Source organism: Thermostichus sp. MS-CIW-30 (assembly GCF_054058015.1).
The window spans coordinates 26,288-43,083 of record NZ_JBSRZW010000019.1; the positions used below are offsets into that span (position 1 = coordinate 26,288).

The window sequence follows — 16,796 nt, forward strand, 5'->3', positions numbered from 1 at the left end:
CTACTCCCACAGGCGAGGAGCCGACAACGATGTCTTCTCAGTCTCCCTCAGAACCAACCCCAGAATCGCCGGAAATGGAAGCCCTCAAAAGCCAACTGGCCGAAGCTCAACAACTCTTGCAAGACTACCAAAACAAAGTCTCTGCCCTGCAAGCTCAATTGCAGCAAGTCACTGCCCATCGGGACGAATTGCAAAAGGCGCTGGCGCAGTTGCAAGCGGTTGCGGACGAGCGGGCCAAAACCATCCAGGAGTTACGGAAACCCAAAGAGCAAGCCCCCATCATTCAGCCCAAACCCCAATCCTCGCCTCTGCACGCGCAAAAGAAGATCATGAATCGGCCCATCTTCGACAACGTATCGGCCACCGATGAAAGCATGCCTCCCTATCTGCTGGATTGACTGGGATGGAAGGGATCCCTGAGGGTGTGAGCCTGGATGGGGTCTTCATCTGTTCTGCTCCCGCCTGCTTTCAGCCCGACCTGTGCTTTCTTCCCCACTTTCTGGGGATCTGGGATCCGATAGTTGGATATTGGATTGGATAACCTTTGTTCTCAGTGCCCTTCTCATGAGCCAATCTCCATCGACTCTCCCTGCTGGTGATGCCATTCCGCCCCACGGGGGCACCCTGATCAACTGCATTGCCCCGCCTGAGCAGGCGCAGGAGCTGCGTTCCAAAGCAGAACATTGCCCCATCCTCTATCTCGACGAGCGGGCCCAATCGGATCTGGAGATGATCGCCATTGGGGGCTTCAGCCCACTGACGGGGTTTATGGGGCGGGAAGACTACCAGGCCGTCCTGGAAACGATGCACCTGGCCAATGGCTTGGCTTGGTCGCTGCCGGTCACCTTGCCGGTCTCCTCGGAAGTGGCAGCGGGTCTGAAAGAGGGGCAAATGATTGCCTTGGCCAGTGCCGAGGGCAAGATCCTGGGCTTACTGGAGCTGACGGAGAAATTTACCTACGACAAAACCCGCGAAGCCCGGCAAGTTTATCGCACCACCGATGAGCAGCATCCAGGGGTAAAGGTGCTCTACGAGCAGGGATCCGTCTATTTGGCCGGCCCCGTCACCCTCCTGCAGCGGGATCCCCACCCTCTTTTTCCGGCCTACCAGATTGACCCGGCCCAATCGCGGCACCTGTTTCGGGAAAGAGGCTGGAGAACCATTGTAGGCTTCCAAACCCGCAACCCCATCCACCGCGCCCATGAATACATCCAAAAATGTGCCTTGGAGATTGTGGACGGGCTATTTTTGCACCCGCTGGTGGGGGCTACCAAAAGCGACGACATTCCCGCCGATGTGCGTATGCGCTGCTACGAGGTGTTGATCGAAAAGTACTACCCCAAGGAGCGGGTGATCTTGGCCATCAATCCTGCGTCGATGCGCTACGCCGGCCCCCGCGAGGCTATTTTCCATGCTCTCATTCGCAAAAACTATGGCTGTACCCATTTCATTGTGGGGCGGGATCACGCCGGGGTGGGGAACTACTACGGTACCTACGATGCCCAACACATTTTCGATGAGTTCCAGCCGGGGGAGCTGGGCATCATTCCCTTGAAGTTTGAACATGCTTTCTATTGCACCGTCACCGGCACCATGGCCACGGCCAAGACCAGCCCCAGCCAGCCTCACCAGCGCATTCACCTCTCAGGTACCAAGGTGCGGGAAATGCTGCGCCGCGGTGAAGTGCCCCCGCCGGAGTTTTCTCGACCAGAAGTGGCCCGGCTGCTGGCCGAAGCCATGCGAGAGCGGGGTTAACCCTGGGAATCTCCCTAAGTGGCAGTCAAAAAGGGCCTGGGACAGACCAGACCCTCTGTATTGAAAGTTGTATTGAAAAAAGTTGTATTGAAAGTTGAACTTGAACCAGATTCCAGTCGAGTATCAGGCCGGCTCCGCTAGATTGATTGTCGGGTTGCGGTCGAAGAAGCCCCAAGGTACCAGCCTAAAGCCCGTTCTGTGTACAGGCATGACGGGCCAATCCTCATCCCATGAAAAAAACCCTGCCCAACGGCATGGGGAGAATGTATGATGGGGAGCCCGCGTTTCTACAGAACTCCCTCGAAGTCAAGCAGCCCTGAATAGGCAGCAACAGTTCTCATCCCGCCTCAAACCAGAGTTGTTCGGGATCCACATAATAGCAGCGGGCATTGTCCGCACAGATCAGCGCCCAGCCGTTTTGGTCGGCCTCGACCAAAGTATACTCACACTGGGGAATGAAATAGCCTTGGTGGTTTCGGGTATCGCTCTTAACCCAAACGGTCTGACGGTTCATCTTAAAGTTCCTCCCATCTGCAGTCAAAGGGGTCAAAAAAGTGAGGTTGGAAAACGGGACTCGATTCAGTGGCTATGGAAGCAGCGGCAGTGCAACACCACTGCAATATAATGAAGTGCAGCCACCGCCGAGCTAAGCATCTCGCGCCAGCCCGGAGTTCAATCTCATCAATCAACTGAGGCCGGGGAAGAGAAGCGACGAGAGCTAACCCCTATCGATAAATGGATCCCATATTGCTATTGGGTACAAGAAGTTTAGCACCAACTCCATGAGAACATCGCTAAGAGTTGTAGATTAAAATAAAAAGCTCTAGATTTTCCTAAAGTCTTGTTGCAAAACAAGGAATAGGGTCACTTAATCTTCTTCAAAAAGCCAGTTGTAAATCTTGCTCAAGTGGGGCCAAGCAGGACGGCGGTTCCCTCCCTCCTTCAGGTTGGATTTGACGCCCTCAATCTGCTCGGGATCCCGTGCCAAGATTTGCTTAATGGCCTCCACCTGCTGACGTACCCCCGTTTTTTTCAGCTCCAGCATGGCTAGGGTCAGATTCACACGGGGCTGGGCATCCACCGGATCCAACTTCACAGCAGTCTGGGCGGCCTTCAGAGCTTTTTCCGCCTGCCCCTCCAGAAGGTAGAGCCAGGACAAGCACGTCCAAGCCGCCGCCTTTGGGGATCCCTTACAGATCGACTCAAAAGAGGGAATTAACGTCTTGGCCGCTTCCCCGGATTCATAGCGCCGAATCCCTTCCTGAAACAATTCTTCAATTTTTTGGCTCATCTCCCCCAACCCAGCACATTAGCTTATTGACAAAATCGACGATCTATGCATGTAAAGTCGCTCTCGCCTGCTCGCTCATCTGTTGTAGCGCACTGCCGCTGGGGAGAGGGATCCCTTCTCCTTCAGCCAGCCAGAGCCAATACTCGATATTGCCGGCAGGGCCAGTGATGGGCGACCACGTGTAGCCTTGCACCTGCCAACCCTGGGCCACGGCCGAGCGCATCACCGTCTCCAGCACGCGGGCATGGACAACCGGATCCCGTACCACCCCCTTTTTACCCACCTGGTCTCGGCCCGCCTCAAACTGGGGCTTCACCAGCAACAGCGCCTCCCGTGGGAAACGCAATAGGTTCCACAGCGGAGCTAGCACCTTAGTCAGGGAAATAAAAGACAGGTCTACCACCGCCAAATCCGGCCAGCTCTGGGGAGGTGCCTCGCTTCCGTACAGATCCTCCGGCTGCAGATGGCGCAAGTTGGCCCGCTCCTTTAGGATCACCCGCGCATCCGTTCGCAAAGACCAGGCCAGTTGCCCATAGCCCACATCCACTCCGTAGACCCGCTGGGCTCCCCGTTTCAACAAGCAGTCTGTAAAACCTCCTGTGGAAATGCCCGCATCCAAACAAATACGACCCTGCACCTGAACAGGAAAAGTTTGCAGCGCCCCCTGTAGCTTTTCTCCCCCCCGTGAGACAAAAGCAGGCCCAGACTGGACTTGCACCGTCGGATCCCCGCTCACCCAGGTTCCAGGCTTTTCCGCCCGCATCCCATTTAGAAAGACTTCTCCTGCCAAAATGGAGCGTTGCGCTTGCTGGCGTGAGGAAAAATATCCGCGCTCCACCAACCAGCTATCCAGACGCACCCGCTTGGCCATCTCGCCGGTGCCTCACCTTGCATAGATCTTCCCGCCCATTAGAATAGGCGAGCGGGATCCCAACTGACCAGAATTGAGGGATCGCCAACAGCAGATTAGCCGAACCGTCCGCTCACGTACTCTTCCGTTTCCCGGTGGGCGGGAGCGTTGAAGATTTTCTCAGTGCGGTTAAACTCCACCAACCGTCCGTAGCGAAACCCCTCTTCGTCGACTTCAGTGTTGAAGAAGGCGGTAAAGTCGGAGACCCGCGCTGCCTGCTGCATGTTGTGGGTAACGATAATGATCGTGTAGCGACGGCCCAGTTCCTTGAGCAACTCCTCAATGCGCAACGTGGAGATTGGATCCAACGAGGCACAGGGCTCGTCCATCAGGATCACCTCTGGTTGGATGGCCAAGGTGCGGGCAATGCAGAGGCGCTGCTGCTGTCCCCCCGAAAGGGAGAGGCCGCTCGTCTTCAACTTGTCTTTCACCTCGTCCCAGAGGACGGCCTGACGCAATGCGCGCTCTACCAGCTCATCCAAGTCTCCTTGGTAGCCGTTGACCCGTGGCCCAAAGGCAATGTTGTCGTAGATGGACTTCGGGAAGGGGTTGGGCTTTTGGAACACCAGGCCAACTCGCCGCCGCACTTCAGCAGGATCTACATCGGGATCGTAGATGTTTTTCCCGTGAAAAATTACGGATCCCTCTACTCTCGCCCCCGGGATCAGATCGTTCATGCGGTTAAAGCAGCGCAGCAAAGTACTCTTGCCGCAGCCGGAAGGGCCAATAAAAGCAGTGATGTGATTCTTGGGAATCTTCAGAGAAACCTGCTTCACCGCCAAATGAGAGCCGTAGTAAACACTGACTGCTTGCGTTTCCAGCTTAACAGTTAAGTTGGCAGACTTCTTAGAGGAATCAGGAGTGCCGGGAAATGGAGGGCGCATAGGAATACCAGAGGTAGACGTTGCTTCAGAACCCAAACTCAAAATCGAAGAATAGTGAGGCAAAAATCTCAGAAGAACCAGATCAGATAGTAATGGTTTCCTGACGACGACTCAGCAGCAGCCGGAAACTGATCGTGGTGATCAAAACCAGAATCACCAAAGCCAAGGCTCCTCCCCAAGCAATTTTCTGCTGGTTCTCGAAGGGAACAATGGCAAAGTTGTAGATCAGCACCGCCAACGAGGCTACTGGCTTCAGCAGACCATCAGGCCATAGAAAGCTGAACAGAGCAGTAAAAATTAGAGGTGCAGTCTCCCCAGCTGCTCGGGCAATGGCCAAGGTCACTCCCGTCAGAACGACCGGCAAAGCAGCTGGCAAGACAACTCGAAACACAGTCTGCACCCGCGAAGCTCCCAAGGCGTAGGCGGCAGCCCGAGTGTCCGCCGGCACCAAGCGCAGAGCCTCCTCGCAGGAGAGGATGATGATCGGCAAAGTCAATACCGATAGAGCTACTCCGCCAGAAAGGGCAGAAAAGGTCTTGGTGGAAAGCACCAGCACCCCATAGGCGAACACGCCAGCGATGATGGAAGGAACCCCCGTCAGCACTTTGATAATGAAACGCAGAGATGATGCTGTAGAACTGTTCTGGCCGAACTCCGAGAGATAGATCGCAGCAAATAGACCAATAGGGAAAGTGATTGTAATGGCAATCGATACCACAATGATCGTTCCCAGCACAGCGTTGCCAAAGCCGCCTACCTGATCGCCAGGAGGAGGAGGAAGCTGGGTTAAGGTCTGCCAATTGAAGCGCTCAATGCCATTGACGAAAACATAGTAAAGGATGGAAGCGAGCACAACAATCGCAAAAATGCTGGAAGCAAAGATCAGGCCTGTCATCACCCAGTCCAGCACGACGCGCTTGGATCTGACTTTGCGTTTGAACAAATTGGCCTGTGCTGCCACTTGTGTCGCCATGTTCCTCTACTCCCGAGAAGCCGTCAAAGCAAACTTGACGCGCCGAACCAATAGCTCAGCGATGATGTTGACCACCAGCGTAATGACCAGCAAGATCAAAGCCGCATACATCAGAGCCGAGATCTGCTTGTCGGCTGCTTCTGCAAACTCGCTGGCCAGCAATGCAGGGATGTTGCTGGCAGGGGCCAAAAGCGAGACTCTAATCCCCCGCGCATTGCCAATCAGCATTGCCACCGCCATGGTCTCGCCCAGGGCGCGTCCCAAACCCAGCACCACAGCCCCCAACATACCCCCAATCGCAGCCGGTAGTACCACTCCAAAAATGGCTTCCCATCGCGTAGCCCCCATCGCATAGGCAGCCGCGCGCAGCTCAGGAGGAACAGCCACCAAAACCTCTCTGGCGATGGCCGTGATGATGGGGATGATCATGATCCCCAAGACAACCCCTGCCGTCAGCATCCCCGGCCCAATCGGTGGTGTGCTGAAAATGGGAAGCCAATTGAAGTTCTCGTACAGGAACATCTGAACGGGGCGGAAGAAGGGGATGAAGACAAACAATCCCCAAATGCCGAACACCACACTGGGAATAGCCGCCAACAGCTCAACCACAATGATCAGAGCCAGACGCAAGGACTTCGGAAGAAAATCCTCGCTCAGAAAAATAGAGATGCCAAAGCTAAAAGGAACCCCCACAATCAGAGCGATGAGAGAAGTCACTAGCGTGCCGTAGATCTGTGGCCAGGCCCCATAGATATCCTCGACCGGATCCCAGGTGGTGTTCCAGAAAAAGCTTAGTCCAAACCTGTCTATAGCAGGTAAAGACTGAATGCCGATCTCCAGAGCAATCCAGAGCAGCAGGAAGGCCGAGAAAAACACGGCAATCCGCGTAGCCCAGATAAAAACCTGGTCGCGCCGGCGCTGGAAAACCGGCCGAGGCCGAAACATAGAACTGCTGTCAGAAAAAAAGGTATTCATCCGCCTGAAGCCAGAAGTGGTTGGTAAGAGTTTTTACGGGGTAATGCCTTCCAGCGCAGCCAGAGCTTTTTGCCGCGTTTCTTCCGGCAGAGGGACATATCCCAACTGCTCAGCGAAAGCCTGCCCCTCAGTGAGGCCGTAGCGGAGAAACTCTCTAACGGCCTTGGAAGTCTCGGCTTTGGGGTAAACCTTGTAGGCAAGGATCCAGGTGTAGCCCGCAATAGGGTAAGAGTCTTCCCCACTAGGATCCGGATCGACCCCCAGCAAACGCTCGTCGAGCTGAATTCTGGCCAGCGCCGCTTTCTCCGTCTCGACGTTGGGAGTTACAAACTTGCCTGCCCGGTTTTCCAGACGGGCAATGTTCAGGTTGTTGAGCTTGGCAAAGCCGAATTCCACGTAGCCAATCGAGCCAGGAATTTGCTTGATCTGCTCGGAAACCCCTTCGTTCCCACGCGCCCCTACGCCGGTTGGCCAGTTTACCGAAGAGCCGCGACCCACCTTTTGCTTCCACTCTGGGCTAATAGCGTTGAGGTGAGTGGTGAAGATATCGGTGGTACCACTTCCATCAGAGCGATGCACGACGGTAATCGGCAAATCCGGGAAAGTCACCTGTGGGTTAAGGCCAGCCAGCAGGGGATCGTTCCAGTTCTTGATCTTGCCCAGGAAGATATTCGCCAGTGCCAGGCGGGAAAGGCGGATTTCGGGGCCCACCCCAGGAATGTTGTACGCTGCAACTAACGCTCCGCCCACCATGGGTACAGAAACCATCCCTTTGGGAGGGTTAGCCTCATTCTCAATTTGGTTGATCTCTTCAGGACGGGGCACGCTGTCACTGGCACCGAAATCGACCGTGCGGGCTACAAACTGCCGACGACCCGCACCGCTTCCTACAGACTGATAGTTGACCTGGATGTTAGGGTTTTTCTTGCCAAACTCTTGGGCCCAAGTTTGATAGATGGGGGCCGGGAAGGTCGCCCCAGCGCCATTGATGGTGATGGTCTGCCGAGCAAACACTCGCTGCCAATTCGCCTGGCTAGCCGCAAAGCCGGCAACAGTGGCAGATAGAAACTTCAGGAAAGAACGACGCTCCAAGGGGTGCAACGTCACCATACAGATCTCCTCTCCCAGATGAAGATAAAATCCTAGCCCAGATCTAAAAAAGGCTACTTCACTCGAGAACCTTACCCAACCCAATCAAAACTCGTCGGGCTGGGTATGCCACTACCGCCTGGAAGCTTGGAGGCAACCCTCAAGCTAACCCTGCGATCCTCAACAAGCCTTCAACCGATCGCAGCGCCCCAAGGCTCCCTCCGAGCACGCAAGGTTTCCCACGGAACGCTCCATCGAAGACTTCACCAATTCGCCCAGCTACTATAACGTAAAGGTCAGTTGTTTTTGGTTAAATCGAGGTTAAGCCCAGGTTATCCTTGGGGATATCCGCCAAATGTTGCAAACCCCTCAAGGGATCCCCTTTGGTGTCAGCCACTCTATACCCTCTGCTAAGTATTTCCTGAAACAAATAACCTTCCGCATTTTTGGTTTAGAAACAAGGTGGCTTCTTGTCTTCCTACCGGGGTTGCGAGCGGCAAGAGAGCTTCATCGGCAATGAGCTCCGAGAAGGGATCCCTCATGCCAAAGGGCTGAGGCGTAGGGGGCAGCTTGCTTTGGAGTTTATAGTCGTTTCAGGCTAGGGTGAGACGCCTGGGCTATTGAGAAAAGCCTTCTTCCCCCGTACATTATTGCTCCGTAACGCTGACGCGACGGCGCGACCAACGTTCTAGGTGGGGGTGCAGTGTCCTGGTTTGAATCGAAATGACCATAAGCTGACAATGGCTCTACTGAGCCTCTAGAATGGAGGGCTGTCGAGAAAAGAAGTGTCTTCCCAATGTCGAAACGTAACATGCAGGTTGTGCTGCGCCAGGCGATCCCAGGGCTGGGCAAGCCCGGAGAGATTGTCAACGTCAAGCCCGGCTATGCTCGCAACTACCTCTTCCCGCGGCAGATGGCGGTGCGGGTTACCCCTGGCATATTGAAAGAGCAGCAGATGCGTCTGGAGCAGGAAGCGGCTCGTAAACTGGCAGAAAAACAACGGGCGGAAAACTACAAGACCGCTCTGGAGACCATTGGTCGCTTCGTCATCCGTAAGAAAGTGGGAGAACACGACCTCCTATTTGGGCAGGTGACCACCAGCGATATTGCTGAGGTGGTGCTGGCTACCAGCGGTCTAGATATCGACCGCCGCAACATTCTCCTCAACGAGGAAATCAAAAAAACCGGGGTTTATCCCGTGCAGGTAAAGTTACACCCCGAAGTTACCGCTACGCTGCGCATTCAGGTTACTCCCGAATGAGAAGCTACCTTTGAGGCTCCCTGAATTCCTGTGAGGGATCCCGGGGTGAGTAGGGTTTTTGCCTTAGGCAACAAGCGGGTATGCTCAGCCTAGAGCTTGACCCGCCTGACGATTGGAGCTGACTGGCTGAGAGGCCGGTTGCCCTAGGGCTGGGTTGATTTTCCTATCCTGGCTTGTGGTGATCAGCGATTACGACTTAACGGGTGGGGATCGGCTTCCTCCTCAAAACATTGAAGCCGAGGAGGAAATCCTGGGGGGCATTCTCCTCGATCCGGATGCGTTGGTGCGGGTCGCGGAGTTTCTGCGTCCAGAGATGTTCTATATCTCTGCCCACCAAGAGATTTACCGGGCTGCTCTCCAACTGCACAGCCAAGGCCAACCCACTGACCTGATGACTGTGTCTGCCTGGTTGGCGGATCATCATCTTCTGGAGCGGGTGGGAGGAACAGGGGCGATCCGTCGTCTGCTGGAGCAAACCGTCAGCAGCGTCAACATCGACCAGTATGCTCGCCTGGTGATGGATAAATACATGCGCCGCCAGTTGATCCAGGTGAGCAATACCTTGGCTCGTTTGGCCTACGATACCAGTCAGCCCCTGTCTCAGGTAATGGATCAAGCCGAGCAGCAGGTGTTTGGCCTCACCCAAGAGCGAGTGCAGCGCAGTCTTATCCCGGCCTCTGAGGTTTTGGTCAATATCTTCTCGGACTTGGAAGAGAAGTTCCAAAGCGGGGCACAGCTTCCGGGGATCCCGACCAAATTCATCGACCTGGATAACTTGACCCAGGGCTTGCAGCGATCCGATTTGCTGATTCTGGCCGGTCGTCCCTCGATGGGGAAGACCAGTCTTGCCCTCAACATTGCCCAGAATGTGGCTGCCTATGCCAAGCAGCCGGTCGCCATCTTTAGCTTGGAAATGTCACGAGAGCAACTGGTGCAGCGGCTTTTGGCCAGCGAAGCCCGCATCGACAGCAGCCGTCTGCGTTCTGGGCGCATCAGCGAACACGAGTGGCAGCGCCTGGGCCAAGCCATTGGTTTTTTATCGCAATTGCCCCTGTTCATCGACGATACCCCCGACTGTACCGTTACAGAAATTCGCTCCAAAGCGCGGCGTTTGCAGGCGGAACAGGGGGGAACGTTGGGGATGGTGTTGATCGATTACCTACAACTGATGCAGGGATCCGCCGCCGACAACCGGGTGCAGGAGCTGTCGCGCATTACCCGTGGCCTCAAGGCCATGGCCAAGGAGCTGATGGTGCCGGTGCTGGTGCTGTCTCAGCTCAGTCGGGCTGTCGAGTCGCGCTCCGACAAACGTCCACAGCTGGCGGATCTGCGGGAATCGGGCTGTCTGGCCGGGGATACGCAGGTGATGGATGTGGATCGCGGCAAGATCTGGCGGTTGGATCAACTGGCGGCCCTGCCGGCTGCGGCGGAACTGCCCCGCCTGCTCAGCTTGAACGGACGCGGACGCTTGGTGCCCCAACAGCCTGTGAAGGTGTTTTGCAGTGGTCGGCAGCCCACCTGTGTTCTGAAGACCCGCCTCAACTTTTCCATTCGCGCCACCGGCAACCATCCCTTCTTGACCCCAGACGGCTGGAAAACCCTCGACGAGCTGCAATTGGAGGAAGAGGTGGCGGTGGTAGTGCAGGAGGGGCTGATCTGGGATCCGGTGGTGCTCATCAGCGAGCCGGGGGAGCCTCAGCCGGTTTACGACATCGAGATGCCCCGCCACCACAACTTCGTGGCCAACGGTCTGCTAGTTCACAACAGCATCGAGCAGGATGCCGATCTGGTGATGATGATCTATCGCCCGGAATACTACGATCCCAACACCAGCGATCGCGGCATTGCCGAGGTCATCATCGCCAAACATCGCAACGGCCCCACCGGTACCGTGCGCCTGCTGTTCGAAAGCCAGTACACCCAGTTTCGCAACCTGGCGGATCCCAACCGCTGAGCAACCGATGCCGAAGAGGGATCCGGAGCTGCTGCCTTGGGAACAACCCCGCAAGGTGTTAGCTTAGGATCGCTGCGGGCCAAAGCGTTGCTCTTGAGCCGGCTACCCTCTCTCCTAATGCTCAAAACATATGTTTAAAAACGTGTTAATTGCCACCGACCGCCGAGATGGCCTGCAGCGTTTTGGCAAGTGTCTAGAAGATCTGCACAGCAATGGCATCGAGCGCGTCACCTTCGTCCGCAGCGTAGATTGGCAAGAGGACGACATCGGCATTCCCGACGACATTACCCCCGAAGTCCAAGCGGAGCAGACCCAGTTGCAGAAGCTGCTGAACCCGATCCCGGCGGGGTTGGAAGTCAAGGCTCTGGTGCAGGTGGGCAAGCCGGCAGAGGCGATCTTAAAAGGGATCCAAGCCTACGGCTGCGATCTGTTAATCACAGGCATGGGTACCCACAACCTGCTCGCCGAAAAATTGTTCGGCAGCACCACCATGACGCTGTTGCCGAAGCTGAAAATCCCCCTACTGGTGATGCGCCCCCAACTGCTGGCTACCTTTACCCTGGAAGAATTGCGCTTGCGCAGCCGCCACCTGTTTCGCTGCCTCTTGGTGCCCTTTGACTTTGAGCAGCCGCGTCAGCAGTTGCTGAACCATCTCGGCCACCTGCTGCCCGGTACTTCCCAGTGCCAGACGCTTACCCTGCTCTACGTGGTGGATCCCAGCGCCCGCCGCAACCAAGGAACTCCGGTGGAGGTGCTCCAACGCAAAGCCGAGGCTGACCTGGCCCAGGTGCTTGAACCCCTGAGCGAGCAGGTGAAGCCCGTACAGCTGCGCACCCTGGTGCGGGTGGGATCCCCTCTCAAAGAGATCCTGGCTACTGCTGCCGATGAAGACATGACGGCCATTGCCACTGCCTCCCCCCATGTGGGCAGCTTTTGGGAGTGGTCGGTTCGCAGCCTAACCGGCGAGATTTTGCGGCAAAGTTGGCATCCGGTGTTGTTTTTCCCGCGCGGGTCTTTGGCCCAATAAATCCAGGCAAGATCCAAGCCGAGTGTTGCAGATTAACTCACCTTCCATGAACCCCCCTTCCACGACAGCGCTGCAGGATCTGTTTCGGGCGGTGGCCCAAGGGAAGCTCACCCCAGAGCAAGCTCTGCAGGCCTATCGCTTTCTGCCCTTCGAGCCGGTGGGAGATTTCGCCCATGTGGATCACCACCGTCCCTTGCGCACGGGCTTTCCTGAAGCCGTGTGGGGGCCGGGCAAGACCCCAGATCAGATTGCCCAGATCCTGGAGCAACTCCACCAGCGGGGATCCCTGGCCTTGGCCACCCGCATCGAAGCCCAGGTGTATGCCGAGATCCGCAGCCGCTTGCCCCAGGCCCAGTATTCCGAGTTGGCCCGCTTGTGTTGGATCCCGCCCCGGCAGGTGGTCAGCCATCCTGGACAGGTCAGCGTGATCTCCGCCGGCACTGCCGACTTACCGGTGGCAGAAGAAGCCGCCCTCACGCTCGAGCTTTCTGGGTTTCAGGTGAAGCGCCTCTGGGATGTGGGGGTGGCCGGGATCCATCGGCTGCTGCACAACCGGGCGGCCCTGCAAGCAGACGTGCTGATCGTGGTGGCGGGCATGGAGGGGGCCTTGGCCAGCGTGGTGGCGGGTCTGGCGGATTGTCCGGTGATCGCTGTGCCCACCAGCATTGGCTACGGGGCCAGCTTTCAAGGCTTGGCTGCCCTGCTCACTATGCTCAACTCCTGCGCAGCGGGGGTGGGAGTGCTGAACATTGATAACGGTTTTGGGGCGGCGATTCTGGCAGGCCAGATCCTGCGTTGCGGACAACGGCTGGCAGCTCGATTGAGTTCATGCGGCCCCACTGGAGATCCAACAGGGAATCGACAGATTTCGGAAGGTTAAGAATTGTAAATAGATCCTGAGCCAAACAGGCTATACTCAGGCCATAGTTTAGGCTTGGGCTTTCTCTTTCCCATCCTTCGGGAGTTTGAGGGTGTTGCCTCTGGTCACCTAACTGGGTTCATGCCTTTTTCTGGGGTACCTTTATCCGAAGATGGGGAGAGTTCCTACGCTGGTTAACTGCTGTGTTGGACTGACTGGGGCGGACAAAACGCGCGAATATGCTAATTGATGCAACACTTGTCAAAAATGCAACAGATGCGATGGGAGCGACCTTGATCCTGGCGCAAGGGATGACTCAGTCCTTCACCTGGACAGATATTTTCTTGGTAGTGGCTTTGGTGTTTTTGGAGGCCGCCCTCTCTGCGGACAACGCCGTTGCCCTAGCAGCTCTGGTGAAGCATCTGCCCACCCCTCAGCAACAAAATCGGGCCTTGCGCTGGGGCATCATTGGCGCTTACAGCTTTCGCATTGCTATTGTCTTCGCGGCAGTTTGGTTGGTGGAGTATCCGCCCGCCCAATTCTTGGGAGCCTGCTACCTGCTCTGGCTGGCCTGGCAGCACTTTCGGGGCGAGGAAGAAGGCCAAGAACAGGACATCACCCGCCACGCCAATTTTTGGCAGACCCTGGTGATGGTGGAACTGACGGATCTGGTCTTTTCTTTCGACAGCATCGCCGCTTCGGTGGGCGTCTCCCGCAAGGCTTGGGTCATTATCCTCGGCGGCATTCTCGGCATTACCCTGATGCGCTACATGGCTTCTCTGTTTTTGCGTTGGTTGGACGAGTTCTCTCACCTGGAAGACGCCGCTTTTGCCATCATCGCCTTGGTGGGGAGCACCATGTTGTTGGAGGTGTTTTTCCCCCAAATCGAGATCCCGGAGTGGGGGATGGTGGTGGCTGTGATCCCCCTATTTGTCTGGGGTTTCTCGCGGCGCGTGAAACTCAATTCGGAGCAGGATGAACAGCCGGAGCTGGCTGACGGAGAGAAGAGGGAAGAGAAAAGAGCAGGGGTTACAGACGAGATGGAAATCGTCCCCTCCGGTTGGGTGGCTGCCCTTGAGGAAGACCTCGCCCCTGAGCCCCAGAGCAGAGAGAATGGAGAGGAGAGCATGCCTCTAACCCCCAAAACCCTGAACTTTGCTGAATTTACTGAGCTTTAGGCGGTTTGGCAAAAGTCATTGAGAGGGATATAGTAGACCAAGTTTCCCCCTGATCCTTGAGTCCACCGCAACGGTTGCCGGGAAGTGAAGGGGGAAAGCGCTCGGGGGGTATTCCTCAGGGCTTTGCGGGATACCGCCTTCCTGTTTGGACTCCGTCCCGCTGACGCGAACAGAGATAGGCAGGATGCGATCGCTTCTTTCCTGAACCATGTTCAGGAGAGTTCAGCGTGAATGTATCAGGTACGGCTTGGGCCTATCGCCAGGGATCCCTGATCTGCCTTGATAGGGCTGTGGGTGCTTCATTGCCTTGGCCCCTGCCGACTCCTAAACTAGCAGTGAAGCCGACTCAAGGAGGGAAGCATCCTGAGCCCCCAGTTTTGCTTGAAATCATTGGTCAAGTGCTTCAGAAGCAGCATAGACAGCCCAAAGGAGCAGCAGGCCGCGGAAAATAGGCTCCAGCCTTTGGCGAGGGCGGAGGTTCTGAGCATGCCAGCAGTGCAGAGCACTGCCCCCTTGGTGGAGCTGCGCCAAGTTTCCAAGCGCTTCGGCTCGACGGTGGTGCTTGACCACGTGGATCTGAAGGTGTACCGGGGTGAGGCCCTGGGCCTGGTGGGGCCTTCGGGCACCGGGAAATCGACGCTGCTGCGCATCATCGCCGGCCTAACGGAGCCAGACGCTGGAGAAGTGCTCTGGTGCGGGATCCCGCTCCCGGAGATTCAAGCCCATCATGCAACTCCCCCTTTGCGAGTAGGGATGGTGTTTCAGCAGGCCGCCCTCTTCGACTCCCTGACGGTGGAAGAAAACGTGGGGTTTTTGCTCTACGAGCACTCGCAGTTGCCCCGCTCCCGTATTCAGGAATTGGTGGCCGCCAAGCTGGAGGCGGTGGGACTGGCGGGCAAAGAGCACAACCTGCCAGAAGAACTCTCGGGGGGGATGCGCAAACGGGCCAGCTTCGCCCGCGCCATTATGGAGGATCCTTCTCTGCCCCAGGATGAGCCCCAATTGCTGCTGTACGACGAGCCCACTGCGGGTTTAGATCCCATTGCTTCGACGGTGATTGAAGATCTCATCCGGGAGCTGCAGCAGGTGAAAAAAGCCTGTGAGAGCTACATTGTGGTGACCCACCAGCACAGCACCATTTACCGCGCCACCGACCGCATTGTCCTGTTGGCTCAGGGGCGGGTGCAGTGGGAGGGATCCGTGCAGCAGATCGAAACGTGCGATAACCCCTTTGTGCGGCAGTTTTTCAGCGGTAGCGTAGAAGGGCCAATTCAAGTGGCGGGGCAGGTGTGATGCGTTCGCGAGCAGTGCGAGAAGGGGCAGTGGGCCTGTTGATCCTGGCGGGGGCGCTGGGCTTTGCCGGCCTGTTTTTGTGGATCTACAACCTGCGCTTCGGCAGTCGCGGCTTTCAATTTACCGTCACCTATACCAACGTGGCCGGGCTGGCCGAGGGATCCAGCGTGCGGCTGCGGGGGGTAACCGTAGGTCGGGTGGAGCGTATCACGCCTCAACCCAATCAAGTGGAGGTGCAGGTGGCCATTGACCAGCCTTTGGCTATTCCCCGCAACGCCCTGTTTGTAACCAAACAGACGGGGTTGGTGGGGGAAACGGTGATGGACATCCTGCCCCAGGGGAGGGGTCAGGCGGCAACGGGATCCCCTCTGGCAGCGGATTGCGACAGCAGTCAAATCATCTGCGATGGGGATGTGGTGGAGGGCAAACCTGGAGTGGATTTTGGCCAGTTATTGATCCGGCTGGATCAGTTGCTCACACGGATCAACGACGATGAGCTCTTCGACACCCTTAACGCCACCCTAGAAGGTCTCACCCGCGTCGCCAATAGCGTGGCCGATCTCTCAGAAACCGTGGAAGAGCGAGTAGCTGCCCTGCGCACCGAAGATCTGGACTTGTTGCAATTCACGACCGCTGCCACGGCCATCCAAGACGCGGCTGGAGCTGTGGGGGGAACTGCCCGCAGTTTGCAAGCGGCTGCCGATCAATTCACCGCCCTGGTGGATCAAAACCGCACTTCCCTTAACGCCGCTCTGGAGAACATCCAGCAGGTGAGCGCCGATCTCCAGGCCATGTCGAGCGCGGTGCGCCCGCTGGTTACCGATCCACAACTCCAGGCCGATGTGCGCCAGATCCTGGCCGAGGTGCGAGCGGCTGCGGAGAACGTGGCCCAAGCTACCGAAGATCTGCGGCAGATTGCCGCCAGCCTCAACGATCCGGGCACTTTAGCTACTCTGCGCCAAACCCTCGATTCGGCGCGCATCACCTTTCAAAACATGCAAAAGATCACCGCCGACATCGACGAGCTGACCGGGGATCCCCAGTTTCGCCGCGGCATTCGAGAGTTGGTATTGGGGCTGAGCAACTTGGTCTCCAGCGTCCCTGGGGAAGATGGGATCCAGCCCGCGGTGGCCGAAGGTTATCAGTTCAATTTTGCGCCCGTCTCTTTTGCCCAGGGAGTTGCCCCTGGATCCCAAGGATGGCAGCCGCAGACTTCCCCATAAGTTGGCTGCCTTTCCCCTCTCTCTAGCGGGAGTCTGGGATCCCTGAGATGACCCGCTGAGGTAACAACGGCGGCCAAAGCCGTTGAAGGGATCCCCAACCTGGGGTAGGCTTTGCGGATAAGGT

The 16,796-nt window shown here is 56.8% G+C and carries 16 protein-coding genes and 1 pseudogene; 9 read left to right on the forward strand and 8 right to left on the reverse strand.

Features of this window, described 5'->3' with window-relative positions:
* The first annotated feature begins 29 nt into the window (after positions 1-29).
* Positions 30-398 (forward strand): hypothetical protein, encoded by a 369-nt coding sequence (locus ACVWXW_RS09365; protein WP_457403648.1) that lies wholly within the window; start codon positions 30-32, stop codon positions 396-398.
* Between the two features lie 166 nt (positions 399-564).
* Positions 565-1,755, forward strand: a complete 1,191-nt coding sequence (gene sat / locus ACVWXW_RS09370) for a sulfate adenylyltransferase (protein WP_457403649.1) — start codon at positions 565-567, stop codon at positions 1,753-1,755.
* A 123-nt stretch (positions 1,756-1,878) separates the two neighbouring features.
* Here sat and ACVWXW_RS09375 read toward each other — a convergent pair.
* From ACVWXW_RS09375 to pstS, 8 genes and pseudogenes are all read right to left on the reverse strand, one after another.
* Positions 1,879-1,980 (reverse strand): annotated as a pseudogene (locus tag ACVWXW_RS09375) (copper amine oxidase); the annotation flags it as partial.
* Positions 1,981-2,092: 112 nt separating this feature from the next.
* Complete coding sequence (locus ACVWXW_RS09380) at positions 2,093-2,269, reverse strand: hypothetical protein (RefSeq protein ID WP_414332524.1); 177 nt, start codon at positions 2,267-2,269, stop codon at positions 2,093-2,095.
* Between the two features lie 354 nt (positions 2,270-2,623).
* Positions 2,624-3,046: a tetratricopeptide repeat protein gene (locus tag ACVWXW_RS09385; RefSeq protein ID WP_457403650.1), complete on the reverse strand. Its 423-nt coding sequence runs from the start codon at positions 3,044-3,046 to the stop codon at positions 2,624-2,626.
* Between the two features lie 43 nt (positions 3,047-3,089).
* Positions 3,090-3,917, reverse strand: a complete 828-nt coding sequence (locus tag ACVWXW_RS09390; RefSeq protein WP_457403652.1) for a TlyA family RNA methyltransferase — start codon at positions 3,915-3,917, stop codon at positions 3,090-3,092.
* 95 nt (positions 3,918-4,012) lie between these two features.
* On the reverse strand, positions 4,013-4,840 hold the full coding sequence (gene pstB, locus ACVWXW_RS09395) for a phosphate ABC transporter ATP-binding protein PstB (RefSeq protein ID WP_457403653.1): 828 nt from the start codon (positions 4,838-4,840) through the stop codon (positions 4,013-4,015).
* Positions 4,841-4,922: 82 nt separating this feature from the next.
* Positions 4,923-5,813 (reverse strand): phosphate ABC transporter permease PstA, encoded by an 891-nt coding sequence (pstA, locus tag ACVWXW_RS09400; RefSeq protein WP_011432706.1) that lies wholly within the window; start codon positions 5,811-5,813, stop codon positions 4,923-4,925.
* Positions 5,814-5,819: 6 nt separating this feature from the next.
* Positions 5,820-6,788 (reverse strand): phosphate ABC transporter permease subunit PstC, encoded by a 969-nt coding sequence (gene pstC / locus ACVWXW_RS09405; RefSeq protein WP_457403654.1) that lies wholly within the window; start codon positions 6,786-6,788, stop codon positions 5,820-5,822.
* Positions 6,789-6,821: 33 nt separating this feature from the next.
* Positions 6,822-7,898, reverse strand: coding sequence for a phosphate ABC transporter substrate-binding protein PstS (gene pstS / locus ACVWXW_RS09410; RefSeq protein WP_457403655.1), 1,077 nt, complete (start codon positions 7,896-7,898; stop codon positions 6,822-6,824).
* Positions 7,899-8,673: 775 nt separating this feature from the next.
* On the opposite strand from pstS, the gene rplI reads away from it, so the two are divergent.
* From rplI to ACVWXW_RS09445, 7 genes are all read left to right on the forward strand, one after another.
* On the forward strand, positions 8,674-9,138 hold the full coding sequence (gene rplI, locus ACVWXW_RS09415; RefSeq protein ID WP_414329820.1) for a 50S ribosomal protein L9: 465 nt from the start codon (positions 8,674-8,676) through the stop codon (positions 9,136-9,138).
* 178 nt (positions 9,139-9,316) lie between these two features.
* Positions 9,317-11,092, forward strand: coding sequence for a replicative DNA helicase (dnaB, locus tag ACVWXW_RS09420; RefSeq protein WP_414374022.1), 1,776 nt, complete (start codon positions 9,317-9,319; stop codon positions 11,090-11,092).
* Positions 11,093-11,222: 130 nt separating this feature from the next.
* A complete protein-coding gene (locus ACVWXW_RS09425; protein ID WP_457403657.1) occupies positions 11,223-12,119 on the forward strand; it encodes a universal stress protein in 897 nt (298 codons plus the stop codon).
* A gap of 46 nt (positions 12,120-12,165) precedes the next feature.
* A complete protein-coding gene (larB, locus tag ACVWXW_RS09430) occupies positions 12,166-12,999 on the forward strand; it encodes a nickel pincer cofactor biosynthesis protein LarB (protein WP_457403658.1) in 834 nt (277 codons plus the stop codon).
* Positions 13,000-13,259: 260 nt separating this feature from the next.
* Complete coding sequence (locus ACVWXW_RS09435; protein WP_457403659.1) at positions 13,260-14,156, forward strand: TerC family protein; 897 nt, start codon at positions 13,260-13,262, stop codon at positions 14,154-14,156.
* A gap of 486 nt (positions 14,157-14,642) precedes the next feature.
* On the forward strand, positions 14,643-15,449 hold the full coding sequence (locus ACVWXW_RS09440; RefSeq protein WP_414355855.1) for an ABC transporter ATP-binding protein: 807 nt from the start codon (positions 14,643-14,645) through the stop codon (positions 15,447-15,449).
* Positions 15,449-16,672 (forward strand): MlaD family protein, encoded by a 1,224-nt coding sequence (locus ACVWXW_RS09445; RefSeq protein ID WP_457403660.1) that lies wholly within the window; start codon positions 15,449-15,451, stop codon positions 16,670-16,672. Before ACVWXW_RS09440 ends, ACVWXW_RS09445 begins: the two co-directional genes overlap by 1 nt.
* Positions 16,673-16,796 lie beyond the last annotated feature (124 nt).

Coding starts and splice junctions, on each gene's coding strand:
- ACVWXW_RS09445 (WP_457403660.1), top strand. CDS start 15,449: ATGCGTTCGCGAGCAGTGCGAGAAGGGGCAGTGGGCCTGTTGATCCTG.
- ACVWXW_RS09390 (WP_457403652.1), bottom strand. CDS start 3,917: ATGGCCAAGCGGGTGCGTCTGGATAGCTGGTTGGTGGAGCGCGGATAT.
- ACVWXW_RS09440 (WP_414355855.1), top strand. CDS start 14,643: ATGCCAGCAGTGCAGAGCACTGCCCCCTTGGTGGAGCTGCGCCAAGTT.
- pstA (WP_011432706.1), bottom strand. CDS start 5,813: ATGGCGACACAAGTGGCAGCACAGGCCAATTTGTTCAAACGCAAAGTC.
- ACVWXW_RS09365 (WP_457403648.1), top strand. CDS start 30: ATGTCTTCTCAGTCTCCCTCAGAACCAACCCCAGAATCGCCGGAAATG.
- ACVWXW_RS09385 (WP_457403650.1), bottom strand. CDS start 3,046: ATGAGCCAAAAAATTGAAGAATTGTTTCAGGAAGGGATTCGGCGCTAT.
- ACVWXW_RS09435 (WP_457403659.1), top strand. CDS start 13,260: ATGGGAGCGACCTTGATCCTGGCGCAAGGGATGACTCAGTCCTTCACC.
- larB (WP_457403658.1), top strand. CDS start 12,166: ATGAACCCCCCTTCCACGACAGCGCTGCAGGATCTGTTTCGGGCGGTG.
- ACVWXW_RS09425 (WP_457403657.1), top strand. CDS start 11,223: ATGTTTAAAAACGTGTTAATTGCCACCGACCGCCGAGATGGCCTGCAG.
- pstC (WP_457403654.1), bottom strand. CDS start 6,788: ATGAATACCTTTTTTTCTGACAGCAGTTCTATGTTTCGGCCTCGGCCG.
- rplI (WP_414329820.1), top strand. CDS start 8,674: ATGTCGAAACGTAACATGCAGGTTGTGCTGCGCCAGGCGATCCCAGGG.
- pstS (WP_457403655.1), bottom strand. CDS start 7,898: ATGGTGACGTTGCACCCCTTGGAGCGTCGTTCTTTCCTGAAGTTTCTA.
- ACVWXW_RS09380 (WP_414332524.1), bottom strand. CDS start 2,269: ATGAACCGTCAGACCGTTTGGGTTAAGAGCGATACCCGAAACCACCAA.
- pstB (WP_457403653.1), bottom strand. CDS start 4,840: ATGCGCCCTCCATTTCCCGGCACTCCTGATTCCTCTAAGAAGTCTGCC.
- sat (WP_457403649.1), top strand. CDS start 565: ATGAGCCAATCTCCATCGACTCTCCCTGCTGGTGATGCCATTCCGCCC.